The sequence below is a fragment of the Xanthobacter luteus genome, from assembly GCF_040049235.1.
Taxonomy (GTDB): domain Bacteria; phylum Pseudomonadota; class Alphaproteobacteria; order Rhizobiales; family Xanthobacteraceae; genus Xanthobacter.
Genome location: NZ_JBDZDO010000001.1, coordinates 980,638 through 1,001,739, shown reverse-complemented (window position 1 = coordinate 1,001,739; position 21,102 = coordinate 980,638). Strand labels below are relative to the sequence as shown.

Here is a 21,102-nt window from a genome sequence, read left to right as displayed (position 1 = left end):
TCCGATGCAGGCGATCTAGGCTCAGGACATATTAATAGAACTGAGGGTGTGATTCACAGTCTCCGATGAGAAGGCGATGATGAACCGCACTGGGTTTGCCGGAGGGCTCAACTCCTGAGAAGGATGAGCCACCATGAGCAAGACGACGAACACGTTTTCGCCTGGGGTGCGCGAGCGGGCCGTGCGGTTGGTGCTGGATCACGAGGCCGAGCATCCGTCGCGCTGGCAGGCGATTGTCTCGATTGCGGCGAAGATCGGCTGCTCGGCGCACGCGTTGAACGAGGGGCTGAAGAAGGCCGAGGTCGATGCCGGCAAGCGGGCCGGCCTGTCGACGGATATGGCGGCGAAGCTGAAGGCGCTCGAGCGGGAGAACCGCGAGTTGCGGCAAGCGAACGAGATCCTGCGCAAGGCCTCCGCATATTTCGCCCTGGCGGAGCTCGACCGCCGGTCGAAGACATGATCGCGTTGATCGATGATCACGGCGGTGCGTTTGGGGTCGAGCCGCAATGCGCGGCTGATGCTGATGTGCAGGTGGGGCCCCCGCATCGACGAGATGCGGACCCATCGCCAGTTTCCAGCGGGCGCAGGCTCGGCGCTGGGCTGGAAGCCCATCACGAGCCTCACAACGTATTTCGGCATGGGGCGCTTCCGTGCCGGCTGACCCAGTTCGTTTCCGACACACACAATGAATATTTCAGCGGTCTAAGACTTTACGTCATCCGCAGCAGCTATCACCTCGTAAATAATCTCATGAATATCTTCCGGTCCTGTCCGATGATTGACGAAGCACGCGCGCAATGCAAAATGACCATTAATCGTGGCATTCGAGAGGTACACGCGCCCCCGCGCGATCACGCGCCGCAGGATGGCCTCGTTGTCTCTTCCGCGATAGCGGAAGCAGACGGCGCTGAGGGGCACCGGCGCCAGCAGTTCGAGCTTCGGGTGCGCCTGGATCGTTTCGGCAAGGAGCTGGGCGTGCCTAAGATCCCGGGCGATGGCCTCTCGAAAAGCCTTGCGTCCATGATACTGCAGCGACAGCCAGAGCTTTAGCGCCCGGAAGCGCCGCGACAGCTCTATCGATTCGTCAAAGAACGCGAAAGATTCTCCTGGGTCCTGATTGAGAATCCGGACATAATCCCCGCTATCCGAGAAGGTTTTTCGCGCCGCGTCGCGATCGCGATAAAGCAGGCATCCGCAATCGATTGGCTGGTAGAGCCACTTGTGCGCATCGAGAGAAACCGAGTCGGCCAAGTTCAATCCTTCGAACCTGTCCGGGGCCGCCAGCGCCGCCAGGACGCCGAAGGCACCGTCGACATGAAGCCAAAGACCATCGGTCTCCGCAATCTTCGCAATCTCGGGCAACGGATCGATCGCGCCGGTGGCCACCGTGCCGACGCTTGCCACGATCGCCAGGGGCTTCTTGCCTGACCTCCTGTCACGGGAAATGGCTGCCGCGAGCGCGTCGGACCGCAACCGAAAGTCCTCGTCGACCGGGATCAGGCGAAGGTTGCTGCGCCCCAGGCCCAACAGCGCCATGGCTTTGGGGATCGACATGTGCACCTGTTCGGACGCGTAGACCACCCCGGGCCGCGCGCCCTCGTCGTTGGCGGGCAGCATCTTCTCGCGGGCGATCGCCAGCGCCATGAGATTGGCCATCGAACCACCACCGCAAAGGCTTCCCGTGAAGCCCTCGCACCTCACCGCTTCGGCGAGCCAGCCGATGACCGTGCGCTCGATGGTGACCGCCGCGGGAGCCGAACGCCAAGATGTCGTGTTCTGGTTGAGTGCCGATGCCAGAAAGTCGCCGATGGCGCCAATCGGCTCGCCCGAGCCCGCGACGTAGCCGAAGAAGCGGCCCGTGCACGGCCGAGCGTGCTCGGCAATTGCCTTGAAATCGTTGAGAACATCCCGTCCTTGACCTTCATCTCGCCACGGGCGATCGAACAGACGTGCTGTCTCCGCGCCTCCGGTCGATGGATAGGACGGTCGTTCCTCCAGCGAAGTCCAATACTCGGCGACGAGCTTTGTCGCTTCCGCCATGAACGCAGTCAGCTCGCGATTGGACGTCTCTAGGGCTCGCACGTGACCATCCCCGCCAAGCTATGAGGCGCAGGCTATTCGGCCTGGAGAGGGACAACAAGTATCTTCTGGCTGCCACGGCCTCTTGCCATAGGCTGCGAGTGTCCAAATTTTTGGCTCAGCCATGGCCGGAGTCCATGAGAATGCGTCGGCGTATCGTGATCGTCCCAGGATCGCGCCGGATCTTCCGGTGGTAAGCTGATTACATGCGCAAGAATTCAATGCCGGACTACAATGCGTGCGCGGACCGAGCGCGCCATTTTGATCAGCGGCGCGCCAGATGCAGAAGTTCGCTACGATGAAAACGAACGTCCGAGAAGGGTCAAAGTCCGCACGGACGCCTCAGCCGCCTTGCGCCAGGGAGCTGACACCGGCTGCGCCTCCCAATCCCGACATTGACCTGAAATCAGAACGACGCCTTTCCGATCGAGGCGCCTCCGTCCACATGCACTGTCTGTCCGGTGACGAAAGCCGCATCGTCGGACAACAGGAAGGCGATGGCGGCGGCGATTTCCTGCGGGGTTCCGAACCGCCCCATGGGCACGCCGGACAGGTAGCGCGCCTCGCCCGCGCTGCCCGGCGCATTGTTGGCGCGGAACAATTCGGTCTCGGTCGGCCCGGGCGCGACGGCGTTGACCGTGATGCCCGAGGTCGCAAGCTCCAGGGCCCAGCTGCGGGTGAAGCTCACCAGCGCGGCCTTGGCTGCGGCGTAGGACGTGCGCTCCACGGCGCCGAGGATGGTAAGGCTGGCGATGTTGACGACGCGGCCCCAGCCGCGCGTCTTCATGCCTGGCAAAGCTGCCTGGACGGCGGCGAGCGCGGGATGGAGATTGGTCCGCAGCACCTCGTCGAGGGTCGCGGTCTCGATCGCCCCGAGCGGCTCGGCGCGCACCAGCCCGACATTGTTGACGATGCCGTCGACCGGGTCGGCATGGACGATCTGCGCCAACCGCCGGCCCGCATCCTCGGTGCTGAGATCGAGCGTGTGGAGCTCTCCGGGAAAGCCTTCGCTCCGGTGTCGCGCGATGCCGATGAGGCGATGGCCCTGCGCCGCGAGGCGCAGGGAGAGGGCGAGGCCGATGCCCTTGCTGGCGCCGGTGATGAGGAAGGTCCGTTGCATGGGGTGTTCTCCCCCCGCCCGCATGGGGCGGGGCATGTCCGAGTGGATCAGGCGGCGGTGGAACCCACGGCCCGGCGAAGGGCGGGCAGCATGTCCGCCGGTTCGGGCCGGCGGGTATAGTCCGGATTGACCTCGGCATAGAGGATGGTGCCGTCCCGACCGACCACGAAGCGGGCCGGCATCGGCAGGGTCCAGCTCGGATCGCCGTTGAAGGACGGCAAGTCGTTCTTCAGGGATTTGTAGAGATCGATCAGATAGTCCGGCAGCGCGAACCGCAGGCCGAACGCCGCGGCGACCTCGTTACGGGGGTCCGACAGGATTGGGAACGACAGGTTGTTCTGGCGGATCGACTTGCGGCTGTTGACCGGGTTTTGCGGCGAGATCGCGACGAGGCTTGCACCGAGCGCCTGGAGCTGCGGAAGCGCCTCCTGGAGCGCCTGCAATTCCATGTTGCAATAGGGGCACCAGACGCCGCGATAAAAGCTGATGACCAGCGGCCCCTTGGCGAGAAGATCGGCCGCGGACACAGCATGGCCCTCGGGGTCCGCAAGGGCGAAGGCGGGAATCGTCTCGCCGGCCTTGAGCGCCTGCCGTGCCGCGCCGGAGGCGATGAGTTCGGTGGTGGCGCGGCGCATGGTCTCGATCACCGCGGGCGGCACGTTGTAGGGCGATTTGCCCGCTTCGAAATCGGCCTTGAAGGCGTCAAGCTTCGCCTGGAGGGACATGGGGTTGCTCCTTGTCGGGTCGAACGGCGTGTGGTGAAGAGCAGAACCAGCGGTTAGCCGGCCGCCATCGCGCGGGCGACCTCGGCGGCGCTGATGCCTTCGAGCGCGAGGCCATAGCCGGCGCCCTCGTCGATGATCCGGCGCAGCTTCTGCGTCAGCGCGATGCGGGTGTAGCTGCTGGTGAGCGGAGGGAGGGCAGCGATCCCCTCGGCGATCTCATGGGCGCGGGCGAGCAGCCTGTCGGCGGGGACGATCTCATTGACCACGCCCCAGTCCTTCGCCGTCGCGGCGTCGAGCACCTGGCGGGTGAGGATGAAATAGCGGCCGCGCACGCTGCCGATCACTTCCGGCCAGAGCAGGTTGACGCCATCGCCCGGCACGATGCCGAAGTCGAAATGCGGCTTGTCCTGGAACACGGTCTGCGGCGTGGCGAGGATGATGTCGGTCAGCAGCGCATATTCGCTGTGCAGCAATACGGGGCCGTTGAGCGCGGTGATCATCGGCACCTCGATGTCGAGGATGTTCATGAGCACCTTCTTGCCCTCGCGATAGATCTTGTCGTAGCCGCGCGGCGAGAAGAAATCGAAGCCCTCGGGGCTGATCGCATCCATGAAGGCGTCGCCCGATCCAGTCAGGATGACGACCCGGTTGTCGGGGTCCGCGCCGATCTGATGGAACAGCTCGACGAACTGCTCATGGGTATGGCCGTTGAAGACCAGCTTTCCGCCATCGGAATGGAGGCGGACTTCGAGCACGCCGCTCTGCGAGCGGGTGAGCTGGGCGTTAGGGAAGGCGTTCTTATAGGTGTCGAAGCGGGACATGGGATGGCTCCTGCATGCGTTCGCACGGTTGAATGGATCGGGGGGAAGATCAGGCGGCGGGGACGAGCGCCTCGACGCGGGCGATGGCACGTTGCACGGCGGGCCGGGCGGCGATCTGGTCGTACCAGCGGGAGAGGTTGGGGCGCGCGTCCAGCGTCACGCCGGGAAAGGCGCGCCGCCAGAGCCAGCCGAAATGGGCGATGTCGGCGATGGTGAAAGCGTCGCCGGCGACGAATGGCTGGATTGCCAGCCTTTCGTCGAGAAGCGCGAGCAGGCGTTCTGCCTCGGCGGAGAAGCGGGCTTCGGCGATGGGCTGAGGCTCGGGCGACGACCGCTTGAAGAATCCAGCATTGCCGAAGGCCGGGCTCAGGCCGGACGCGTGGAAGAACAATTGCTCGAAGACGCGCGCCCGTCCCTCTGCGTCGGCCGGCAGCAGCAGACCGCTCCTTTGCGCGAGATGGACCAGGATCGCCGCGCTCTCGGTCAGCACGAATGCGGCGTCGCCCTCGCGCTCGACCAGCACCGGCACCTTGCCGTTGGGGTTCAGGGTCAGGAAGGCGGCGTCCCTCTGCTCGCCGTTGCGGACGTTCACCGGCTTCAGCTCATAGGCAAGGTCCATCTCCTCCAGCGCGATCGGGACCTTGACGCTGTTGGGCGTGGCAAATGCATAGACTTCGATCATGTTGAGCTCCGCGCACCCCGTCTCGGCGTGTTCGTGAGCCTGTTATGATCATTCCCGAACTGTTGCGGCAGGCCGGTCGAAGCGATAATGCTCATTCCCAGGAGGAATGATGGTGGATCGCTTTCAGGCCATGCAGGCCTTCGTGACGGTGGTGGAGGCGGGCTCGTTCTCCGCTGCCGCGCGGCGGATCGGCGTTGGCCAGCCTGCCATCTCCAAGACCATTGCCCAGCTCGAGGAGCGCCTTCAGGTGCGCCTGCTCGTGCGCTCGACGCACAGCCTCGCGCCGACCGATGCGGGCGTGCGCTTCTATGAACGGGCGCGCTCGGCGATCCGCGAGGCGGAGGAAGCCGAACTGGAGGCTCGGGGCGCCGGCGCGGGCCTGTCGGGACGCCTGCGCGTCTCGGCGGCCACCACCTTCGCGCGCCTGCTCATCGTTCCGCGCTTGCCGCAATTCCTCGCCCGTCATCCCGACATCGAAATCGACGTGCTGCTCGATGACCGGGTCATTGATCTCGTCTCCGAGGGCATCGATCTGGCCCTGCGGATGGGCGAGCTCACCGATTCCGCCGCCATCGCCCGGCGCATCGCTCGCGGGCGGCGCTCGGTGCTCGCCACGCCCGCTTATCTCGCCCGTGCGGGCACGCCGCTGGCTCCGGCTGACCTCGCGATCCACGAGGCGATCGTCTACAGCCAGCTCGGTGCCAGCTGGACCTTTCGCCGGAACGGCACGGAGGCCTCGGTCGCGGTGCGGGGACGCGTGCGCCTGAGCGCGGCGGAGGGCATCCGCGCCGCCGTGCTCGCCGACATGGGGCTGACGGTCAATTCCGACTGGATGTTCGCCCCCGAGCTTGAGACCGGCGCAGTGCGGCGCGTGCTGGAAGACTGGGAGCTTCCGCCGGTCGATCTGTGGGCCGTGTTCCCCACCGGGCGCCTGGCAAGTGCCAAGGCGCGCGCGTTTGCCGATTATGTGGAGAGCATCCTGGCCCAATAAAGCTATTCGCGATGTACCGCGACGCGCCAGGAGCGGACATGGGCGTGCCGGCGAACTCCGGACATCCTGCGTCCGCACCCCAGCGTGATTAGCACCCTCAGGTGTCGGCGCGAACGGGCCAGTCCGATGGAACGAGGCCCTTGCCCGACGCCCGTGTCCAGCGTTCGCCGGTCGCACGGACATGAACCGCCCCTGGATTCCTGGACGCCTTCTTCCCTAAATTTTGAGGCAAGAAGGCCCCGATGGGCAAAGCGGACTTCACCGAGGACTTCAAGCGCGACGCGGTCGTTCAGATCACCGGGCGGGGCTATCCGGTTGCGGAGGCCGCGGCGCGGCTGGGGATCGGCAAGTACTCGCTCTACGAGTGGAGGAAACGGTACGGCAAGCCTGCCGCCGTGGCCCGCGATGACGATCAGGCCGCTGAGGTCCGCCGGCTGAAGCGCGAGCTGCAGCGGGTGACGGAGGAGCGCGACATCCTAAAAATGCGTCCGCGACCTTCGCCAAGGATGCAAAGTGAAGTACGCGGTCATCGCCGAGCATCGCCTGCTGTTTTCGATCCTCGCCACGTGTCGGTGCCTGCGTGTCCAGCCCAGCGGCTTCTACGCCTGGCTGAAGGCCCCGCTGAGCAAGCGGGCGCGGGAAGACCACCGACAGACCGCGCTGATCCGCGCCGCATGGCGCGAGAGCGGCAAGGTCTATGGCTATCGCAAGCTCCACGACGATCTGGCGGAGCCAGTTAGCGAACCTGGGCGAGAGCTGCTGTCCCAAGGCGGGCGCTCGCGTGAAGCCATTGGGCAATGTTCATGGCTGCCGCCTGCCGGATGGGTTACGGGGGGCGGCCGTCTCTCTACCGCGACGGCTTAGCATCGTGCTCTTCATCATCTGGAATGTCGTCTCGTGTAAATTAACGCCATTAACACTGCGCTGGCGGAGGGAGTTGCGTATCCGCAAATAGGGAGGGGCCATCCCCTCCCGCGTTACGCTTCATTTCGACGACGAATTCGAATTTATTTTGAGATCAGATATTTATGACAACCTTTCCGAAATGCTTTCCGGCCTCAAGATACCGGAAGGCTTCGGCAACCTGCGAGAGGTCGAACTGCGCGTCGATCACGGGCCGGATCCCATCGGCGGCAATGGCGGCCAGCATGTCCTGAAAGTCTTCGGTGCTGCCGACACTGACGCCACGGACGGTGACGCGCCTCAGGTTGAGGGTGATCAAATTGATGTTCGCCTCGATGCCATTGAGGAAGCCGACGACCGAGATGCTGCCTTCGGGCCTCACCGCCTCAAGGCTGCGCTGGACATTCGCCCCGCCAAGCGTTTCCACGACCAGGTCGACTCCCTGTCCATCCGTCAGGCGGCTGACCGCGTCGCCGACGTCCGCAGTCCTGTAATTGATGACGCCATCCGCCCCGAGGCTTTTGGCGCGCTCGAGTTTCGCATTGTCGCCGGAGGTGATGATCACCCTGGCGCCGAATGCTTTGGCGAACTGGAGCGCGAAGATGGAGACGCCGCCCGTGCCATGAAGCAGAACCGAGTTCCCCGCCTTGATGCCCCCGTAAACGAGCGCGTTCCACGCCGTCAGCCCCGCGATGGGCAAGGTGGCAGCCTCCGCATAGTCGAGCGCATCGGGGATGAGGATCAACTCGTCGGAATGGAAGGCTTTGTATTCGCAGAGCTGCCCTGGCACTAGCGCCGCGCCCGGCCGTATCGCAAGATCGATGTGCTTCTGCTTGTAACGGCCACCCGGCCAGCTCGGGATATAGAGGGTGGCCACACGATCTCCCGGCTTGAAGCCGCTGACGCCCTCCCCGACCGCCTCGACCTGTCCGCTGCCGTCGGCCACCGGCACGAACGGAAGCTTCGCATGCGGATCGAGCAGGCCCTTGATCATCGCCAGATCGACGAAGTTGAGGGCGGCGGCCTTCATGCGCACCAGAACCTCGTCCCTCTTCGGCGTCGGCTTGGTGCCGGATTCAAGCGATAGATTCTCGACGCCGAAATCGCGACTGAGGACAACGTGTTTCATGTGCGGTCTCCATTGTGATCTGGCCAAGCGCACGCGTGCCTTCGGCTGGTCGGCCGCACCGAAGCCGGCGGAGCGATTGGATCTCGATGCGCCGCCCGATGGGGAGTTTCACGTGCCGGGCGACCGTCGGGGCCAAGATATGAGTGACAGGAAATCAGTCCAGCCGGCTTAATTGCCGAACTCTGTTGACTGAATTTCCCTAATCAGGAGAGATGCCGCCGATCAGGCTACGAGGTGCGGCAGTGCCAGATCCCAGGGAGGCACGGGCAGGAAGCGGGCCACCAGTTCGTCAATGACCACCCGAACCTTCGGCGTCGACTGCCGGCCCTGGGGCCAGATCGCGTGGATCGGCAGCCCGGCGCAGACGTGTGCCGGCAGCACCGCCACCAGCGTGCCCGAGATCAGGTGCGGAGCGATCAGCCACGTGGGAAGCTGTGCCAACCCCTGGCCCGCCAGCACCGCATCGGCGATCACATCGCCGCTGCCGAGCCGCAACCGGCCTTGGACCTGCCGCGGCAGAGGCTGGCCGCCAGGACTGGGAAAGAGCCATGGGCTGGTGCGCCCGCTATAGAAGTAGGTTAGGCAGTCGTGGCCTGCGAGGTCGTCCGGCGTACGAGGAGCCCCGTGTTCCCGGAGATAGGACGGCGCCGCGCAGACCACCATCTGCTGCACGCCGAGACGCCGGGCGACGACACTCGTGCTGTCGTCGAGATTGCCGATGCGGACGGCGAGATCGAAGCCCTCCTCCACCAGATCGACGCGCCGGTTGTTGAAAGTGACGTCGACCCCGAGCTCTGGGTAGAGCCGGGCGGTCTCCAGCAGCACCGACATCACGCATTGCCGCCCGAACACCACGGGCAGATCGACGCGCAGCCGCCCGGTGGGCACCTGGCGGCCGGACGCCAGGCTGAGTTCCGCCGCCTGGAGGTCGGCGAACGCGCGGACGCACCTGTCGTAGAAGGCCTGCCCTTCCTCGGTGAGGCCGAGACTGCGCGTCGTCCGGTTGAACAGCTGCGCGCCAAGGCGCGCTTCGAGCCGCGCGATGCTCTTGCTCACCGCCGAGCGGGACAGGCCGAGCCTCTCGGACGCGATCACAAAGCTCCCCGCCTCCGCCGCAGCAACGAAGGTGCGAATGCCATTGAGCACGCCAGCGGAGATCATGCGCGGAGAATGGTGACATCAATTCTCCTGTCAATGGAGAAAATTCCGCCCGCGGGATCTCAATGCATCAATATCATGGGTGCCGGGCAGGCGGTCCAGCCGGGGCTGTCAGGTCCCCCTCAGATCGAGGCCCTTCTTCCTATCTCCAGGATGTCCCAGGACATCATGGTCAGTAGAGCGCATAGTAATGATTGATAGACTTGTCTTCCTCGAAAGGAAGAGTGGACTCTCCGTCACCGCCTTCCAACGCCACTGGCGCGACGTTCACGGTCCCATTGCCGCGGAAATACCGGGGCTCCGCAGCTATGTTCAATGCGACCTCGCCCCGGATCTCCAGGCAACTGGAAACAGGCTGGGCAGCCTCACCGTCGACGGCATCGCCTTTCTGTCTTTCGACGACCTGCCCGCCATCAAGGCGGCGTTTACGCCGGCGGTCATCGCCGCCTTGGTGGACGATGAGAAGGCCTTCGTGGGCGGGCTCGATCTTCTCACAACGGTTCCGCGCAGGCTCCTCCCCGAAGGCAATCCGGGGCAGCATCGCCTTATCACCCTGCTGCAGCGGCGCGAGGGCGTGGACGCCGCGACGTTCCATGATCGGTGGTGGATGGGCGGCGAAGACCTCGCGGCTTCCGCGCCTCGGGGCACGGGTTGGACCCGACGCCTCGTCATCGACCATGGGCTCGGTCCCGTCCCCTGGGGTGCGCCGACTGTCCACGGCATCGAGGATCTTTCCTGCGCCGATCCATCGAACCTCGAGGCCCTGCGCACGGGCGACTTTTCGCAGATCCTTGTCCAAAGCCGCGCGGCGGTCGCGGAAGTGGTCGCCACGTGGGAGGTCCGTGCCTATCGCGTCGTGTGACGCCAGACCTGTGCGCGCGGCGGCACGGAACATATCGAACAGCAGAACAACTGCCAAAAGATAAGAAAAGCATGTTGGGAGGAAAATATGATCTTGAATCTTGTCCGCCGCACCGCGGCGGCTGCTCTGCTGATGGCGGCTGGTGCATTTCAGGCGGAGGCCCAAGTCATCAAAATCGGCTTCAACGGAGATCTATCGGCGTCGCCCACGGCCCAGTCCGGGCAGGTGGCGCTGCTCGGTGCGCAGGTCGCCGTGGATGACCTGAACAAGGCCGGAGGCGTATTGGGCCGCAAGCTCGAGATCGTCGTGCGCGACGATGTCGCGCGGCCCCCGAAGTCGATCCAGAACATCAACGAGCTCATCGACAACGAGAAGGTGGTTGCCGTACTGGGCCCCACCTCATCTGGCAACGCTTTGGCATGGCGGCATATTCCAAATCGGAAGAAGATCCCCGTCATCGTTCCCATCGCAACTGCCACCGATGTCACCCGGCCGATGGGACCCGAGAACTACATGTTCCGCATCTCGATGGTCGACCGGGATCAGGCGGCCGCCCTCATCGCCTATGTCAAGAAGAACCCTGCCGTGAAGAAGATCGGCTTCTTCGCCGAGACGACCGGCTATGGCCAGGCGGGACTGAAAGATCTTGAGGAGATCGCTGCGCTGCAGGGAATCAAGCCGGTCGTGATCGAGAAGTTCGACGTGCAGGACACCGACATGACCTCGCAACTCAACAAGGCCAAGGCCGCGGGTGTGGATGCGATCCTGGTCTGGGCGCAGAGCGCGCCCATCGCCCATCTGTTGCGCAGCATGGAGAAGGTCGATTATTTCCCTTTGACCCTGACCACGTGGTCGTCCGGCAACGATGCCTTCGTGCAGGTCGCCGGAACGGAGCTGATGGTAAGGCCGCTCTTCATGACCACCGTGACGGACGAGAGTTCGCCACGTAATGAAGAGCTCTACCGCCGCCTAGCCGGCAAGATCCCCAATGCCAGCCTCTTCCTGTTCGCGGCGCAAGGCTACGATGCGGTGCTGGTCCTCGCCGCCGCCCTGGAGCAGGCGCAATCCACCGATGGCCCAAAGGTCCGCGCGGCACTGGAAAATCTCACGCGCCCTGTCAAAGGTTACGTGAAGACCTATGCGCCGCCATTCACCATTAGCGAGCACGAAGCATTGTCTTCGAATGACTTCCGATGGGTGAAATGGCGGGAGGGGAAAGTCCAGACTTATGCGGATGACGTGACGCGGCAGCTCGGCGCGGCGGATTTCAAGAAATAGGAACCCGCCGACGCGGCAGGCCGGCCACCACCGGCAACCTCGGGCGGACAGCCATCAACAAGATCGCCGCCGGGGCAAGGCGGCAGACCGGGAGGAACGACGATGACGGCCCTGTTGCAGGCCTCGATCAGCGGCCTGGCGGTGGGCGGATCCTATGCACTGATCGCATTGGGCTTCAGCCTGACCTTCACCACGACAAGGACCCTGAACTTCGCCCAAGGCGATTTCGTTTCAGTGGGCGCCTTCCTCGGCCTCAGCGCCGTGCTGCTGTCCAGCTCCCCCCTCGCCGGCGGCATCTCCGGCGCTGCGATCGCCGGCTGGGTCCCACTTCTCGCCATCTTCGCGGCGGCGGCCGGCATGGGATTGATCGGCGCGGCGCTCTACCGCCTGGCGATCCGCCCGTTCGCCGGAAAGCCAGGCATGTCATGGGTCATGAGCTCCATAGGCTTCGGCATCATCCTGCAGAGCGCGGGACTTGCCGCCTGGGGACCCGGGACCGTGATGGTGCCTGCGCCGTTCGGCGACGGCATCATCCGCATGTTCGGCGCCGGGGTGCGGCTCCAGGAACTGCTGGTTCTCTTGACCGCGCTCGTCGCGGCGACGGTGTTCGAAATCGTGATGCGCTGGACCGTGGCTGGCAAGGCCATGCGGGCGGTCGCCCACGACCCCGCAACGGCGCGCCTCATGGGTATTCCCGTGGAGGCCTACATGGCCGGCGCGTTCGTCGCGAGCTCCGCCTTAGCCGGCCTCAGCGGCATCCTGATCGCCCCGATTACCGGCGCCTCGCTCTACATGGGCCTTGGCATCGCGCTCAAGGGCTTCTCGAGCGCCATCGTCGGCGGCCTGACCAATCCGCGCGGCTGCGTACTCGGTGGCCTCCTTCTCGGGCTCACGGAATCCTGGATCAACCTCTGGCAGGCGCAGTGGCGGGAGATCGTCGTGTTCCTCGGCGTGATTATCGTGCTCGGTCTGAAGCCGAGCGGCCTCTGGGGCGCGAAGGTGGTGGAAAAAGTATGACATGGATCTCTCGCCCGGCGGTCGCCACCGTTGCGTTCGGCCTTCTCATGGCAGTCCTGGCCGCACAGCTTGGAAATGACTACCAGCTGACCATCGCCTTCACGATCTGCGTCTACTATCTGTGCGCCGCGGGCACCAATATCCTTGTTGGATACGCCGGGCAGAAATCGCTCGGGCAGGCCGGATTCTTCGCAGCCGGGGCCTATTGCGCGGCCGTGCTGAGTTCCCGCTTCGGTCTGAGCCCATGGCTCGCTTTGGCATTGGCTCCCCTGGTCGCGGGCGCATTCGGCGCCCTCATTGCACTGCCTTCGCTTCGCGCCAAGGGCCCCTATCTCGCGATGGTGACGCTGGCATTCGGGCTCGTGGTCGAGAAGCTCGTGACGGAGTGGTCGGATGTGTTCGGGGGTCCCCAGGGACTCTACGGCATCGCACCGCTGTCCTTCGACGGCACGGCCTTTTCCAACCTGCATTGGGTGTGGTTCGCCATCGCCCTGTGCGTGATCGTGCAGATCCTCCTGGGCAATCTGGTCCGCGGCGATTTCGGCCGCGCCCTCCTGTCGCTTCAGGCGGACGAGATCGCCGCGGCCTCGGTGGGGGTCGATGTCCACCGCTACAAGGTGCTCGCCTTCGTGATCGCCGCCATGACCTGCGGCCTCGCCGGCGCGCTGGTCGCCCAGCAGAACCAGTACATCAATTCCGACTTCATCTCGCTCAATCTGTCGATCTTCATCCTGCTGCTGGTCCTGTTCGGCGGGGCGGGATCGCTCTACGCGCCGCTATTCGGGGCTTCCGCCCTGGTTCTGATCGACGCGCAGCTCGCGCAGTGGCCAGCCTTGCAGCACTTCGCCTATGGCGCGCTCCTGCTGCTTACTCTTTATGTCATGCCGAACGGCGTGGCGGGCGTTCTCACGGGCGCGTGGCGCCGGGGCCTTAGCGCCCGACCCGCGCAACCTCCGACGCAGGCACGGCACGGACAGCACATCCGAGGGAACCTCCCCGCCTGCCCCGGCCTCGACGGGGCGCGCGCCCCCGGAAACGTGCTTGCCGTGCAGCAGGTCAGCAAGGCCTTTGGCGGCGTGCGCTCTGCCCAGGACATATCGTTCTGCCTCCAGCCCGGGCACATCCATGCCCTCATCGGCCCGAACGGCGCCGGCAAGAGCACGATGATCAACATGCTGACGGGCGTCATTGACCCCGATTCCGGTGACATCGCCTTCGCCGGCACTCCCATCGCCGGCGCCGCGCCGCACGCGATCTGCCGCTTGGGCGTCGCCCGGACCTTCCAGAACCTGCGCCTGTTCGGCGGACTGTCGGTGGTGGACAATGTCATGCTCGGCCGTCACCCGCGCCTGCCGCGCGGGATCTGGGCGCAGCTCCTCGCCCTCCCGGCGGCGCGGCACGCGGAAGCGGACGCCCGCCAATGGGTGCGCGAGCTTCTCGACTTCACCGGGCTGTCCGCGGTGGCGGACGTGCCCGCGGGTCAGCTGGCCTACGGGCTTCAGCGCAGGGTCGAGCTGGCGCGCAGCCTCGCCACCGCGCCCATGCTCCTCCTGCTCGACGAGCCGGCGGCGGGCCTCAACCCCCAGGAAACGCGCGAGCTGGGCAACCTGCTGGTGCGCATCGCGGGGCACGGCATCACCATCCTCATGGTGGAGCATCACATGGAGATGGTCATGGGCATCTCGGACCACGTCATCGTCCTCGACCACGGCGTGAAGATCGCGGAAGGCCGGCCCGCCGACGTGCAGTGCAACCCCTGCGTGATCGCCGCCTATCTCGGCGCCGGGTCACAGGCCGCTTAGGAGGCACCGAGGATGTCGCAACACGATCTGCTAACGCTCGACGCGGTCCATGTCTCCTACGGCCCGGTCCATGCCGTTCGCGACGTGTCCATGGCGGTCGCGCCCGGGGAGGTGGTGACGATCATCGGCGCCAACGGCGCGGGCAAGAGCACGCTCCTCAACGCCATAGCGGGCCTGAGACCGCTGGCCTCGGGGCGGATCCTGCTCGGAGGACGGGACCTCGGCCCCGTTCCGGCGCACAGGCGTGTCGGCCTCGGCCTCGCTCTGTCGCCGGAAGGGCGCCGCGTCTTTCCAGATCAAAGCGTGCGCGACAACCTTGTTCTGGGGGCATACAGCAAGCGGGAGGGCAGCCGCCAGGTCGAAGCCCGTCTCGCGCACCTGTTCGAACTCTTCCCGCGCCTCAAGGAGCGGCGGCAGCAGGCCGCCGGCACGCTTTCGGGCGGGGAGCAGCAGATGCTGGCCATCGCGCGGGCGCTCATGAGCGAGCCGAGCCTTCTGCTCCTCGACGAACCCTCGCTGGGCCTCGCGCCGATGGTGGTTCAGGACATCTTCCGCATCATCCGGACGCTTCGCGACCTTGGCCTGACGATCGTGCTGGTGGAGCAGATGGCCAGCGAGGCCCTGGCCGCCGCCGATCGCGCCTATGTGCTTGAAACCGGACGCATCACGATCACCGGACGCGGGCGGGATCTGCTGAGCGATCCGCGGATCCGCGCCGCATATCTCGGCGTCCACTGACCCGCCTGGTCGGAGAGGCGGGGTGCATACGCCATTGTCCGCTCCCGGGAGGAGAAGGAGCCCAGCCCCGGAAAGGGATCGTGCACCAGGCGATGCCGTCCCGGCGCCTACAGATCAGTTCGTCACGCGCCGCCACGGGGTTCGCCCGCGCCACGGCCAAATCGGAGGAAGGAAGCCATGATCAAGAAAGTCCACCATGTCGCGTATCGCTGCGCCGACGCGAAGCAGACCGTCGAATGGTACGGCAAATATCTCAAGATGAACTTCCTGCTGGCCATCGCCGAGGATGAGGTTCCCTCCACCAAGGAGCCGGACCCCTACATGCACATCTTCCTTGATGCGGGCGGCGGCAATGTGCTCGCCTTCTTCGAGCTGCCGACGCGCCCCCCCATGGCGCGCGTCGTCGACGAGACCACGCCGAGCTGGACCCAGCACCTCGCCCTGGAACTGGAGTCCATGGACGAGATGCTCGACATCAAGGCCCGCTTGGAGGCGGACGGGATCGACGTGGTCGGTCCCACAAATCATACCCTCTTCACCTCGATCTATTTCTTCGACCCGAGCGGCCATCGCATCGAACTCGCCGTGAACTCCGGCGCCTCCAATCTTCTGAGCCGGCTCGACGAGGTGAAATGGCCCATGCTCGAGGAATGGGCGCGAACCAAGCGCGCGCCCCAGCACGCCCGCTGGATGCACGACGGCAGCCTCGCAAGCGAAGGAGCCAAGGCATGAAGCTCGCCACGCTGAAAGCGGGCGGGCGCGACGGCACGCTGGTGGTCGTCAGCCGCGACCTCGCGCGCTGCCGCGCGGTGCCGGAGATCGCCGCCACCCTCCAGGAGGCACTTGACGACTGGGCGCGCCGCGCCCCCCAGTTGGAGGACGTCTCGCAGAAGCTCAATTCGGGCGAAGTCGAAGGCACTCTGGCGTTCGATCCCGGCCGGTGCCACGCGCCCCTGCCACGGGCGTTCCAATGGATCGACGGCTCGGCCTATCTCAACCACGTGGAATTGGTCCGCCGTGCGCGGGGAGCGGAGCTCCCCGCCTCCTTCCAAACCGATCCTTTGATGTACCAGGGCGGATCGGACGGCTTCCTCGGCCCCTGCGACGACATTGTCGGCGAACCGGACTGGGGCATCGACCTCGAAGCCGAGATCGCCGCCATCGTCGGTGACATCCCCATGGGCGCGACCGTCGCGGAGGCAGCGGCTGAGATCCGCCTGCTGATGGTGGTCAACGACGTGTCGTTGAGGAACCTCATCCCGGCGGAATTGGCAAAGGGCTTCGGCTTCGTGCAGAGCAAGCCTGCTTCGGCCTTCAGTCCGGTGGCGCTGACGCCGGACGAGCTTGGCACGGCCTGGCGAGACACCAGGGTGCATCTGCCGCTCCGGGTCTTCCTCAATGACGAGCCCTTCGGCCGTCCGAATGCGGGCGTGGATGCCACATTCGACTTTGCGCAGCTCGCCGCCCACGTAGCGCGCACACGCGCCATCGGCGCGGGGTCGATCGTGGGAACTGGGACCGTTTCCAACAAGCAGGGGGGACTTTGGGGGTCCTCCATCGCCAATGGCGGGGTGGGCTATTGCTGCCTGGTCGAACTGCGCACCTACGAAACCATCGAGCAAGGCCAGCCTGCCACGCCGTACCTGCAGCCGGGGGACCGCGTGAGAATAGAAATGCTCGACGACGCAGGCACAAACCTCTTCGGGAGCATCGATCAGAAAGTCTCCGCGCCATCGCCCCGCTCGGTGATTTAGCCGCGCGTCATGAGCTGGCGGACCGCGAGGTGGACATCATGCGCCGCGCGCCCGAATGGAAGGAGGACAGTGTGAGCATCGCTTCGAAAACCACGCCCACGACATTCGCGAGCCAAGGGGATCTTTCAGAGCGGAAGGAGACCCTGGCTGAACTTGCGGATGGCGTCTTCGCCTTGACGGCGGAAGGCGATCCCAACTCCGGCGTCGTCATCGGCGACGACAGCGTGCTCGTGATCGATGCACGCGCGACACCCATCATGGCTCAGGAGCTTGTCGCGCGCATCCGCGCCATCACCGACAAGCCGATCCGCCACATCCTGCTGACGCACTACCACGCGGTGCGGGTGCTGGGCGTGGCCGGCTTCCCCGAGCGCGTCAACATCATCGCCAGCGATGCGACCCGTGACATGATCGCCGAGCGCGGCGCCGAGGACATGGCCTCGGAAATCCAGCGCTTCCCGCGGCTGTTCCGGGCGCGGGACTCCATCCCGGGCCTCACATGGCCGACAGTGACGTTCAAGGAGGAAATGTCCCTTTGGCTCGGTTCCCGGGAAGTGCGCATCATCCATGCGGGGCGGGGCCACACACGCGGCGACACAATCGCTTGGCTACCGAAAGAGCGGGTCCTCTTCGCGGGTGACCTCGTGGAATGCGGCGCGACACCCTATTGCGGGGATGCCCACTTCCGCGACTGGCCTAAGACCCTGGATCGGCTGGCCGGATTCCAAGCGAAAAAGTTGGTGCCCGGACGAGGCGAAGCACTTGTTTCCCCGGATGCGGTCCGGGCCGGTCTCGAGGGTACCCGCGCTTTCCTGCGCGATGCCTTCGCCATCGCCGAGGCGGGTGTGAAGGCCGGGCACGACCTCAGGACCGTCTATGCCGAGGCCATTCGTCAGATGCGTCCGAAATACGGGCATTGGGTCATCTTCGACCACTGCATGCCCTTCGACATCTCGCGGGCCTATGACGAGGCGAGGGGTATCGACAAACCGCGGATATGGACCGCCGAACGCGACCTTGAAATGTGGCGAGCTCTTGAAGGATGAGTTCGCGTTGCGCCCGAGGCTGAGGCGCATATCCGAGGAAGGCGATCGCCTTGTCCCTCTAATCACACGCCTTTTTTGCGCCGAGCGTCTTGAATGAGCGCAGGGTCCGGCGAAAGCCCGAGGACCTCCTCGAGCCGCGCGAAGGCCTGGAACAGGCAGCGCGCGTCTTCCGGTTCGAACGCCGCGAGCAGCCGCTCTTCAAAGCGGGCCATTTCGGGAACGATGAGGACGTATTGCTGGCAACCGAGTTTCGTCAATTCCAGAAATTCTTCGCGTCTGTCTTGGGGATTTTCTTTGCGATAAAGCCAGCGCCGCTCGTCCAGGGCCTGGACCGCCCGGCTCACCTTGGTCTTATGCAGGCTGGCGTGCCGCCCCACAAACTGCGCCGTGCTGCATGGGAACTGGGCGAGCGTTGCCAGTACGCGCCATTCGGGAATGGTGAGGCCGTACTTGCGGCCGTACACCGCCCGCAGTTGCTCTGACACTGCGGCAGCTGCGCGATTGAGACGATATGGCAGGAAATGTTCGAGATCGAGCTGCTTCATGCTTGTTAGTTACATTTGCGACCATCACATTTGCAACTATAATTAGGAGGCCACGATGAATGTTCTGTCCCAGTTCCCCCCTTCCGGCGCCGACGCGCGCAAAAGCACCCTCCTGGCCGGCTACATGTCCGGGTTCGGCAATTCCTTCGAAACGGAGGCGCTCGAAGGCGCGCTCCCCATCGGCCGGAACTCCCCACAGAAGATCAATTACGGCCTCTATGCCGAACAGCTTTCAGGTTCCCCCTTCACCGCCCCCCAAGCCGTCAATGAGCGCTCGTGGCTTTACCGCATCCGCCCCACGGTGAAGCACTCTGGCCGCTACCGGAAGGTGGATAGGCGCTTCATCCGTACTGCGCCGATGGCGCGGGAGGAGAGCGATCTGCCGTTGGGCCAGTACCGCTGGACGGCGCTGCCCATCCCTGCGGAAGAGCTCACATTCGTCACTGGGCTACGCACGCTCACCACGGCGGGAGATGCGGACAGCCAAGCCGGCATGGCGGCTCATCTCGTCTTCGTCACCAAATCCATGGAGAACGAGTATTTTTTCAGTGCGGATGGCGAGTTTCTGGTGGTGGCGCAGGAGGGTCGGCTGCGCTTCCGAACCGAGTTCGGCTGCATCGACATCGCGCCGGGGGAAATCTGCGTCATCCCGCGTGGCGTGGTCTTCAAGGTGGAACTTCCAGGAACGCCCGCGCGCGCCTTCGTCTGCGAGAATTACGGCGCCACCTTCACCCTGCCGGACCGCGGCCCCATCGGTGCCAACTGCCTCGCCAACCCGCGCGATTTCCTGACCCCTGTCGCTGCCTACGAGGATAAGGAGGAGGCTTCTCTCCTCTATGTAAAGTGGGGCGGAGACCTGCACGTAACGGAGATCGGCGGATCGCCTCTCGACGTGGTCGCCTGGCACGGAAATTACGCGCCCTACAAGTATGACCTACGACATTTTTCGCCGGTGGGGCCCATCCTCTTCGACCATCCGGACCCGTCCATCTTTACCGTGCTCACCTCGCCTTCGGGTACGCCGGGCACGGCCAATGTGGACTTCGTGATCTTTCCGGAGCGCTGGATGGTCGCGGAAAATACGTTCCGTCCCCCTTGGTATCACCGCAACATCATGTCCGAATTCATGGCATTGATCTATGGCGTCTATGACGCCAAGCCCGAAGGCTTCGTCCCTGGCGGCTTCAGCCTGCACAACTTGATGCTGCCCCACGGCCCTGACGCGCAGGCTTTCGAACAGGCCGTCCATGCCGAGCTCAAGCCCGTGAAGCTTGAGAACACCCTTGCCTTCATGTTCGAGACGCGGCTGGCTCAACGGGTGACCGGCTATGCGGCGGGCGTGCCGCAGCTCCAGGCGGATTACATCGCCTGCTGGGCCAGCCTGGAGAAACGGTTCGATCCTACCTTGCGGAATGCATGACCAATTGCGGTCGCGCCCATGAAAGCCCGCTCAAGGCGCGGGCTTTCCCATGTCGAGGCTTTCGAACGGACCAAGAGGCATCTATTGTGCGACTCTATACTTACTATCGGTCGTCGGCGGCCTACCGCGTTCGGATCGCCCTTGCACTCAAGGGCGTCGTCTGCGAGCAGGTGCCCGTGAACCTGGCACGGCATGGCGGAGACCAGCACTCGCCAGCCTACCGAGCCATCAATCCGCAGGGGCGTGTACCTAGCCTTGCGCTCGATGATGGTACAGTGCTCATTCAGTCACCTGCCATCCTCGAATATCTTGAGGATGTCTTTCCAGATCCACCCCTGTTGCCCAGATCCGCGGTGGAGCGCGCGCGAGTGCGCGGAGTCGCGGCCCTCATCGGCTGCGACATCCATCCCCTTAACAATTCATCCCCACTCAACTATCTGCGGCAGCAACTCGGGCAGCGCGAGGCCGCCGCCTCGGCCTGGATCTGCAACTGGATCCATGCGGGCTTTCAAGCCGTCGAAAGGCTGATCGGGGATAATGACTTCTGCTTTGGGTTCACGCCCTCTCTGGCCGATGTGTACTTGATCCCCCAAGTCTTTTCCGCGCGGCGTTTTCATGTTTCACTGGAAGCTTATCCGCGCATTCTGAGGGTAGAAGCTCTTGCCGCGACGCATCCTGCTTTTGCAGCTGCCCATCCATCAAGGCAAGCAGATGCGACGCAATCCGTTCATGGAAGTCACGGATACGACGGCTCACCGCCGATTCCTGGGCGCGAAGAGCCATCGTCGCCTTAGGGGAAGCTGCAGTACTCGCCAGCCATAACCACATAGCGAAGCTTGCGGGCCGGCTCCGACAAGGCCGCGCTCGGATGCGCTCAGGGCCGCCCGCTCGGCTCATCGCCGATGACCGCACAGCCAAACGTGGAGCCTCCTCGAGACCGTCTGACAAGTCAGGCCAGGGCGCAGCGGGTTTCAGAGGCTCGTGCGCGATGCCGGACTTGGGTGTAATTTAATCCGGGTAATATTGACGGAT

The 21,102-nt window shown here is 64.7% G+C and carries 19 protein-coding genes, 3 pseudogenes and 1 other annotated feature; of the genes and pseudogenes, 14 read left to right on the top strand and 8 right to left on the bottom strand.

Annotated elements, in window-relative coordinates; translation table 11 throughout:
• Positions 1–133 precede the first annotated feature (133 nt).
• Both ABLE88_RS04835 and ABLE88_RS04830 read left to right on the top strand, forming a co-directional pair.
• Positions 134–510: pseudogene (locus tag ABLE88_RS04835) on the top strand (IS3 family transposase); the annotation flags it as partial.
• Positions 415–542 (top strand) — a sequence feature (AL1L pseudoknot). It overlaps the preceding pseudogene by 96 nt.
• On the top strand, positions 473–661 hold the full coding sequence (locus ABLE88_RS04830; RefSeq protein ID WP_348831124.1) for a hypothetical protein: 189 nt from the start codon (positions 473–475) through the stop codon (positions 659–661). It overlaps the preceding feature by 70 nt. The pseudogene ABLE88_RS04835 and the gene ABLE88_RS04830, both read left to right, overlap by 38 nt.
• A gap of 41 nt (positions 662–702) precedes the next feature.
• On the opposite strand, the gene ABLE88_RS04825 is transcribed toward ABLE88_RS04830, so the two are convergent.
• From ABLE88_RS04825 to ABLE88_RS04805, 5 genes are all read right to left on the bottom strand, one after another.
• Positions 703–2,082 carry a pyridoxal phosphate-dependent decarboxylase family protein gene (locus tag ABLE88_RS04825; protein WP_348830319.1) on the bottom strand — a complete coding sequence of 460 codons (1,380 nt, stop codon included), beginning with the start codon at positions 2,080–2,082 and terminating at the stop codon, positions 703–705.
• A 403-nt stretch (positions 2,083–2,485) separates the two neighbouring features.
• The gene (locus ABLE88_RS04820) at positions 2,486–3,199 is read right to left on the bottom strand and encodes an SDR family oxidoreductase (RefSeq protein WP_348830318.1); all 714 of its coding nucleotides are present in this window, start codon (positions 3,197–3,199) and stop codon (positions 2,486–2,488) included.
• Between the two features lie 47 nt (positions 3,200–3,246).
• A complete protein-coding gene (locus ABLE88_RS04815) occupies positions 3,247–3,924 on the bottom strand; it encodes a peroxiredoxin-like family protein (RefSeq protein ID WP_348830317.1) in 678 nt (225 codons plus the stop codon).
• 53 nt (positions 3,925–3,977) lie between these two features.
• On the bottom strand, positions 3,978–4,745 hold the full coding sequence (locus ABLE88_RS04810) for an enoyl-CoA hydratase/isomerase family protein (protein WP_348830316.1): 768 nt from the start codon (positions 4,743–4,745) through the stop codon (positions 3,978–3,980).
• A gap of 49 nt (positions 4,746–4,794) precedes the next feature.
• Entirely contained in the window at positions 4,795–5,427 is a 633-nt protein-coding gene (locus ABLE88_RS04805) for a glutathione S-transferase family protein (RefSeq protein WP_348830315.1), read from the bottom strand.
• Positions 5,428–5,539: 112 nt separating this feature from the next.
• Between ABLE88_RS04805 and ABLE88_RS04800 the strand changes: the two genes are divergently transcribed.
• Together ABLE88_RS04800 and ABLE88_RS04795 are read left to right on the top strand one after the other, a co-directional pair.
• Entirely contained in the window at positions 5,540–6,418 is an 879-nt protein-coding gene (locus tag ABLE88_RS04800; RefSeq protein ID WP_348830314.1) for a LysR family transcriptional regulator, read from the top strand.
• 242 nt (positions 6,419–6,660) lie between these two features.
• Positions 6,661–7,275 (top strand): annotated as a pseudogene (locus ABLE88_RS04795) (transposase); the annotation flags it as partial.
• A 161-nt stretch (positions 7,276–7,436) separates the two neighbouring features.
• Here the strand turns inward: ABLE88_RS04795 and ABLE88_RS04790 are convergent.
• Together ABLE88_RS04790 and ABLE88_RS04785 are read right to left on the bottom strand one after the other, a co-directional pair.
• Entirely contained in the window at positions 7,437–8,450 is a 1,014-nt protein-coding gene (locus tag ABLE88_RS04790; protein ID WP_348830313.1) for a zinc-dependent alcohol dehydrogenase family protein, read from the bottom strand.
• 222 nt (positions 8,451–8,672) lie between these two features.
• Positions 8,673–9,611, bottom strand: a complete 939-nt coding sequence (locus tag ABLE88_RS04785) for a LysR family transcriptional regulator (protein ID WP_348830312.1) — start codon at positions 9,609–9,611, stop codon at positions 8,673–8,675.
• Positions 9,612–9,798: 187 nt separating this feature from the next.
• Here ABLE88_RS04785 and ABLE88_RS04780 point away from each other — a divergent pair, with 187 nt between their 5' ends.
• From ABLE88_RS04780 to ABLE88_RS04745, 8 genes are all read left to right on the top strand, one after another.
• Positions 9,799–10,470: an EthD family reductase gene (locus ABLE88_RS04780; RefSeq protein WP_348830311.1), complete on the top strand. Its 672-nt coding sequence runs from the start codon at positions 9,799–9,801 to the stop codon at positions 10,468–10,470.
• An 87-nt stretch (positions 10,471–10,557) separates the two neighbouring features.
• Entirely contained in the window at positions 10,558–11,748 is a 1,191-nt protein-coding gene (locus ABLE88_RS04775) for an ABC transporter substrate-binding protein (protein WP_348830310.1), read from the top strand.
• Positions 11,749–11,850: 102 nt separating this feature from the next.
• Positions 11,851–12,765 (top strand): branched-chain amino acid ABC transporter permease, encoded by a 915-nt coding sequence (locus ABLE88_RS04770; RefSeq protein ID WP_348830309.1) that lies wholly within the window; start codon positions 11,851–11,853, stop codon positions 12,763–12,765.
• A 47-nt stretch (positions 12,766–12,812) separates the two neighbouring features.
• Positions 12,813–14,567 (top strand): branched-chain amino acid ABC transporter ATP-binding protein/permease, encoded by a 1,755-nt coding sequence (locus ABLE88_RS04765; protein WP_348830308.1) that lies wholly within the window; start codon positions 12,813–12,815, stop codon positions 14,565–14,567.
• Positions 14,568–14,579: 12 nt separating this feature from the next.
• Positions 14,580–15,305, top strand: coding sequence for an ABC transporter ATP-binding protein (locus ABLE88_RS04760; protein ID WP_348830307.1), 726 nt, complete (start codon positions 14,580–14,582; stop codon positions 15,303–15,305).
• Between the two features lie 177 nt (positions 15,306–15,482).
• The gene (locus ABLE88_RS04755) at positions 15,483–16,037 is read left to right on the top strand and encodes a VOC family protein (protein ID WP_348830306.1); all 555 of its coding nucleotides are present in this window, start codon (positions 15,483–15,485) and stop codon (positions 16,035–16,037) included.
• Positions 16,034–17,059, top strand: coding sequence for a fumarylacetoacetate hydrolase family protein (locus ABLE88_RS04750; RefSeq protein WP_348830305.1), 1,026 nt, complete (start codon positions 16,034–16,036; stop codon positions 17,057–17,059). Before ABLE88_RS04755 ends, ABLE88_RS04750 begins: the two co-directional genes overlap by 4 nt.
• A gap of 29 nt (positions 17,060–17,088) precedes the next feature.
• Positions 17,089–18,105: an MBL fold metallo-hydrolase gene (locus ABLE88_RS04745; RefSeq protein ID WP_348830304.1), complete on the top strand. Its 1,017-nt coding sequence runs from the start codon at positions 17,089–17,091 to the stop codon at positions 18,103–18,105.
• A gap of 62 nt (positions 18,106–18,167) precedes the next feature.
• Here the strand turns inward: ABLE88_RS04745 and ABLE88_RS04740 are convergent.
• Positions 18,168–18,494: pseudogene (locus ABLE88_RS04740) on the bottom strand (MarR family winged helix-turn-helix transcriptional regulator); the annotation flags it as partial.
• A gap of 280 nt (positions 18,495–18,774) precedes the next feature.
• Here ABLE88_RS04740 and hmgA point away from each other — a divergent pair.
• Both hmgA and maiA read left to right on the top strand, forming a co-directional pair.
• Positions 18,775–20,070: a homogentisate 1,2-dioxygenase gene (gene hmgA, locus ABLE88_RS04735; RefSeq protein ID WP_348831084.1), complete on the top strand. Its 1,296-nt coding sequence runs from the start codon at positions 18,775–18,777 to the stop codon at positions 20,068–20,070.
• A gap of 86 nt (positions 20,071–20,156) precedes the next feature.
• Entirely contained in the window at positions 20,157–20,864 is a 708-nt protein-coding gene (gene maiA, locus ABLE88_RS04730; RefSeq protein WP_348830302.1) for a maleylacetoacetate isomerase, read from the top strand.
• Positions 20,865–21,102: the final 238 nt, after the last annotated feature.